This window comes from Geothermobacter hydrogeniphilus, assembly GCF_002093115.1.
Classification (GTDB): Bacteria; Desulfobacterota; Desulfuromonadia; order Desulfuromonadales; family Geothermobacteraceae; genus Geothermobacter_A; species Geothermobacter_A hydrogeniphilus.
In genome coordinates this window covers 1-4914 of sequence record NZ_NAAD01000046.1, presented here as the reverse complement: position 1 = coordinate 4914, position 4914 = coordinate 1, and the positions used below count along the sequence as shown (strand labels likewise).

At 57.5% G+C, this 4914-nt stretch carries 4 protein-coding genes; 2 read left to right on the top strand and 2 right to left on the bottom strand.

The features are described from left to right. Positions 1-235: 235 nt before the first annotated feature. Together B5V00_RS16655 and B5V00_RS16650 are read left to right on the top strand one after the other, a co-directional pair. Complete coding sequence (locus B5V00_RS16655) at positions 236-1756, top strand: sensor histidine kinase (RefSeq protein WP_172399795.1); 1521 nt, start codon at positions 236-238, stop codon at positions 1754-1756. Beyond that, positions 1749-3107: a sigma-54-dependent transcriptional regulator gene (locus B5V00_RS16650; protein WP_139800821.1), complete on the top strand. Its 1359-nt coding sequence runs from the start codon at positions 1749-1751 to the stop codon at positions 3105-3107. The genes B5V00_RS16655 and B5V00_RS16650 overlap by 8 nt, the downstream gene beginning before the upstream one ends. On the opposite strand, the gene B5V00_RS16645 is transcribed toward B5V00_RS16650, so the two are convergent. Then, a complete protein-coding gene (locus B5V00_RS16645; protein ID WP_172399794.1) occupies positions 3104-4099 on the bottom strand; it encodes a S1C family serine protease in 996 nt (331 codons plus the stop codon). The genes B5V00_RS16650 and B5V00_RS16645 overlap by 4 nt on opposite strands. Before the next feature lie 106 nt (positions 4100-4205). Next, entirely contained in the window at positions 4206-4685 is a 480-nt protein-coding gene (locus B5V00_RS16640) for a pilus assembly FimT family protein (RefSeq protein ID WP_172399793.1), read from the bottom strand. Between the last annotated feature and the right edge of the window lie 229 nt (positions 4686-4914).

Below are 4914 nucleotides of genomic sequence, written 5' to 3'. Positions count from 1 at the left end.
GCGTTCGGCCCATATCCCAGCTCCATTTTGCCCCATAGCCACTGCTATGAGGCTGCAATTGAGCCGAAATCTGTGCTCAAACACCCGAATTTTCGCTTCAGCCTGTATAGTCCGACAGTCTCCTAGGTATAGCAGAAAAAAGGCTGTGGACATCGGCCTGGAGGATCCGGGGGCAAAAAAGAATTTCTTTGCAACTTTGTACCTATTCGCTATTTTATTGAAAATTCAATCAATTATGAACTGTAAAATAAAAAATATCCGTACCGGCCGGAAATACGGCGGTCTGAACCGTGAAATTCTGCTGACCCTGGTGCTGCTTCTCGGCGCGGCCCTGCTGTTTGGCGGCTTCCTTTTTCTGCGCTTTGCCGAACAGAAATTTCTCGACCAGCATCTGGCGCTGCTGCTCGAAGTGAGCCGTTCAACGGCGCTGGACCAGGTTCGCGATGGCAACGTGCGCCCGGTCCAGTTTCGTCTCAGCCGGCTTCAACGGGACTTCGGTGCAGAAGCCTGGTGGCTTTACGATGCCCGACTCAGGTTGGTGCAGGGATATGCCATTGAGGATGTTCCACAGGTTTCGACAATTCGCCTGCGCCGCCTGCTGCTGCAGAGAGAGGAAGCCCTGGATGTTGACTGGAATCCTCTGCCGCTGTTCAGTGGGAATCGGGACGGCAGTACCCGGGTGATTGTTCCCCTTTCGGTCCAGCCTCCCGCTCGCGGGCTGTTGGTGGTGCAATATTCTCTCGCTCCCCTGCGCGAACAGATCAGCCGGGCACGGCGTTGGGTTTTCCTCTACGCCTTTGGTTACGGGTTGGTTCTGGCCGCTGCCGGATTCCTGCTGATGCGCCGTAACGTGATTCAGCCGGTGAAAAACCTGCTCGCGGCGACGGAGAAAGTCACCATGGGGCAGCTCGACACGGTTCTCGCGACTGAGGGGCCGCTGGAAATTGCCCGTTTAGCCGGCAGTTTCAACCAGATGACACGCGCTCTGGACCAGAGCCGCCGGCAGACCGAGGCAACCATCCAGTCACTCAAAAGGGCCAATCAGGAGCTGGAACAGACCCGCGATGAACTGGTGCGCAGCGAAAAACTGGCGACTGTTGGTCACCTCGCGGCGGGCATGGCCCATGAAATCGGTAATCCGCTTGGTGCCCTGATGGGTTACCTGGCTCTGTTGCGGCAGGAACTGCCCGCCGGGGAATCGGCCGAGATGGCCGATCTTGCCGTCCGGGAGGCTGAGCGAATCGATCGATTGGTGCGGGACTTGCTGGACTATGCCGCACCGGGACACTCTGATCCCGCTCCTTTCGACCCCTGGGGCGCGGTGCTGGAGACGATTGAATTGCTCCGGTTGCAGGGAACGTTGAAGAATATGCGGTTGACCTATGCCGAAAATCTTGTCCTTCCTTCCGTTTCCATGGATCGTCGGAAACTTGAACAGGTGCTGATCAACCTGCTGATCAATGCCCGCGACGCCTGTAATGGTCAAGGGATCATTCGCCTGGAGGGTGACGTAGTGGCGGATCGGGTCATCTTGCGGGTCGTGGATAATGGCTGCGGCATGAGCAGCGATGTTCAGGGCCAGTTGTTCGAACCCTTTTTCACCACCAAGGCTCCCGGAAAGGGTCGGGGGCTTGGGCTGGCGGTTTGCCAGCGGGTCATGGCCGAAGCCGGTGGCGAGATCAGGGTTGAATCGGTGGAAGGTGAAGGCAGCTGTTTCTCTCTTCTGTTACCGCCTGCTGGAGACGTTGATGGTTGAAGTGATCAGGCATATTCTTGTCATCGATGATGAACCCGGCATGCGTTCCATGTTGCGGATGGTGCTCGAACGGGCCGGGTACCAGGTCAGCGATGCTGAAACCGGACCGGAGGGCCTTGAGCTTCTGGAACGGGAAAGTTTTTCCCTGATCCTCTGTGACATTCGCATGCCGGAAATGGACGGCATGGCCTTTCTTAAGGAACTGCAACGGCGTCGGGTGGCCGCGACGGTCATCATGATGAGTGCCTACGGCAGTCTTGATACCGCTGTTGAATGTCTGAAACAGGGTGCCTATGATTACATTTCCAAACCCTTCAAACCGGACGAGATTATTCTTACCCTGCGCAAGGCTGAAGAACGGATGCGGCTGTTGCGGGAAAACCGGTTGCTGAAAAAGGAACTCGCCCGCAACGAAACGCTGGATGACCTGGTCTACCGGAGTTCGGTTATGGCCAACCTGGCCGAGCAGGTGGCCCAGGTGGCCGTTGCCCGTTCCCCGGTGCTGGTAACCGGTGAAACAGGGACCGGCAAGGAATTGATCGCCCGGGCGCTGCATTTCTCCAGTCAGCGCAAGGACGGCCCCTTCCTGGCCGTCAACTGCAGTGCCATTGCTCCCAGTCTGCTTGAAAGTGAGCTTTTCGGCCATGCCCGCGGAGCCTTTACCGGAGCCGACAAGGCGCGTGACGGGCTCTTTATTGCCGCCAGCGGCGGCACCCTGTTTCTGGATGAAATAGGCGAATTGCCCCTGGAGTTGCAGCCGAAACTGTTGCGGGTTCTTCAGGAAGAGGAAGTCCGGCGGGTTGGGGAAACCAGGCCTCGCCGGATCGATACCCGGGTGGTGGTTGCGACCGCCCGCAATCTGCAGGATGAAGTTGACGCCGGACGTTTTCGCAGCGACCTGTTCTTCCGTCTGGCCGTTATCGAACTGACGCTGCCGCCGTTGCGTGAACGATGTGAGGATATCCCGCTGCTGGCCGAACACTTTGTCCGGACCATTGCCCATCGTGAGCGGCGGCCCGTGCCCAAACTGCATCCGGAGGTTATGGCCCGGCTGCAGGCCTACCATTGGCCCGGCAATGTGCGTGAGCTGGAAAATTTCATCGAAAAAACGATGATTTTCTGCCGTGGTGACGAAATCAGCATTGAGGCGCTTCCCTGGGAAATGCGGCGGCGGAACCGGCAGGCGTCACGGGACCTGTCGCTGAAACGAGCCGTGCGGAGACTGGAGCGGGAGTATATCCACAAGGCCCTCGCCGAGACGGATGGAAACCGCACCAAAGCCGCAAAACTGCTGGAAATCAGCTTGCGCTCCCTGATGTATAAAATCAAGGAGTACCAGGAGGAGGGTTAAGAACGGCCGCCCGCCGACAGCGGTCGGGGGGTGATTGTCAGCTTCCTGCTCTCTGTGCCCCGTTTGATTTCGAGCAGCAGTTTTTGTCCTTCCCCCGTATTTCTGACCGTCGACAAAAAATCATCCCGGTAAAGAATCTTTCGGCCGTTCAGGGTCAGGATCCGGTCTCCTTTGCTGATCCCGGATTGCGCGGCGGGACTGTCGGCGAGAACTCGCGTTACCAGCAGGCCGGAACTGGAAAGGTTTGCCGCGGCACCTCCTTCCATGGTTTCCGCGACCTGTAATCCCAGGGTGGCGGCGGGGCGGGGGCGCTTATGCTTCAGCAGATAAGCAATGGCCTCTGCCGGAGTGACAAAGGCCGTCCCCATGAGGGCTCCTTTCCAGGTCATCATGCCGCTCTGCATGCCGACAACTTCATTTCTATCATTCACCCAGGGCGCCCCCGACAAGCCTTTCGGCGTCATTGCCGAGAGCAGATACACCTGGCTGTAACACTGGTTACGAGCGTTCCATTCAAAGTGAGGTCGGGTTTTTGATACAATCCCCTGAAAATGGAGTTGATGACGAAACAGCGCGGACCCATAAGAAAAAACAGCCTGGCCGACCGTCGGTTTCCGGGATGAAATCGGCAGGTAGGGGAAGAAATCTCCGTCTCTCGGGATCCGCAGAAGAGCCAGGTCGTGGGCCCGGTCGACAGCGATGACATCGGCCTTCCGCCGTCCCGCTGCGGGTGAGGAAATTTCCACGGAGTCATTTTCGGCAAGCAGGTGGGCAGCGGTGACGGCGAAGCCGGCAGGACTGGCGAACCAGCCATTGCCGATGAGCCGGCCGTTGGCCAGCAGGTCGAACGTAGCGGTTTCAATAGCGGTCGTCTGAGAGGAACCCCTTGCCGCGGCGGGGCAGTTCGAGGGCAATCCTGCAAAGAGGAAAAGGAGAATAATGATCAGCCATAAAAAACGGCCGCAGGCCTGGTTGGTGCTGCGCTGAAACAAAACGGGCAAGCCTCCACACAAGAAAGAGTGCTCCGGTCGGTTGCGGGACACTCGGCGTAAACAGGTTCCTGGACGAATCAGCCGGGGCGGGGTCGGTATCGCGGGGTCATTCAGCAACCGCCCGTCCGGTGCTGGCCGAGGGGATACCGACTCTGGCATGTCTGACCGGAGGGGAGGCATTGTCCATGATGCAGATATAGTCGGAAGTTGAGGTGCCGTTGGGGTTGAAGCTGAAGGTCAGATCGGCGGTCCCCAGACAGTTGGCATTCTTTCGCAAGGTGATAGAGGGTGGGAAATCGTACCAGCTTGAAGGTGTAAAGGATGAGCTGTTGCTTGCCAGGTTTCCTTCGAGCAACCTGAATCTCCGGTTGCTGAGCTGGACTTCGACCCGGTATTCCCTGTTGTTGGAGATAGAAAAATTTCTCGCCTTGCGAAGCGCTCCGAGCAGGTTGAGACTGGCCTCTCGGTAGACCGCATTCTGTCGCCATTGCATGAAGGACGGGGCGGCAATAGCCGCTACGATGGCCATGATCGCCATGACGACGATGAGTTCGATGAGGGAAAAGCCGGCAGCCGAGTTTTTCAAATGGATTCCTCCTGACCACGTATTATGCCGAAAGCGCAGTCTTGGTTTTCTGCTTCAGATGCCAGTACCCTGTAACTCATAGGATTTCGTAATATTGCGCCGGGATTTTCCGTGTCGACAAGGCGCGCTTTCCGCTGCATAGCCGTAGCTATGAAGCGGTGAAGCGCAACGCAGCTGACGCGGAAAATAACCAGCAAGATGCGAAAGATTATGGGTTACATGGTACTAG